The organism is Muricoccus harenae (genome assembly GCF_009848505.1).
In the GTDB taxonomy this organism is placed as follows: domain Bacteria; phylum Pseudomonadota; class Alphaproteobacteria; order Acetobacterales; family Acetobacteraceae; genus Roseomonas; species Roseomonas harenae.
The window spans coordinates 1-532 of record NZ_WWDL01000122.1 but is presented as its reverse complement, the minus strand read 5'-3'; the positions used below and the strand labels follow the sequence as shown (position 1 = coordinate 532).

1 protein-coding gene is annotated in these 532 nt (G+C 66.5%); it reads left to right on the top strand.

Annotated elements, in window-relative coordinates; all coding sequences use genetic code 11:
* Positions 1-532, top strand: a 532-nt coding sequence (locus GSE44_RS25210; protein ID WP_201306253.1) for an IS256 family transposase, incomplete at both ends; no start/stop codon positions are given.

Here is a 532-nt window from a genome sequence, read left to right as displayed (position 1 = left end):
TCGACCGCCCGCTGTCGGGGGACTGGCCCTATCTCTGGCTCGATGCCACCTATCTGCGGCAGCGCGAGGGCGGTCGCATCGTCTCGGTGGCGGCGATAATCGCCGTGGCCTGTGATGCTGAGGGGCGTCGCGAGATCGTCGGCCTGCATATCGGCCCGTCAGAAGCCGAGACCTTCTGGGCGACTTTCCTCAAGAGCCTGGTCAAGCGCGGCCTGAAGGGCGTGAAGCTCGTCGTCTCCGATGCCCATGAGGGGCTGAAGGCGGCGATCGCCCGCGTCCTTGGCGCGCCCTGGCAACGGTGCAGGGTTCACTGGATGAGGAACGCGTTGGCGCATGTGGGCAAGGCCCAGCAGTCCATGGCCTCGGCCGCGCTGCGTCAGGCCTTCCTCCAACCCGATCAGGAAGCCGCGCGGCAGACCTGGCGTCATGTTGCCGACCAACTCCGCGAGCGCTGGCCCAAGCTCGGCAAGCTCATGGATGACAGCGAGCATGACGTGCTCGCCTACATGGCGTTCCCGGTATCACACCGAAC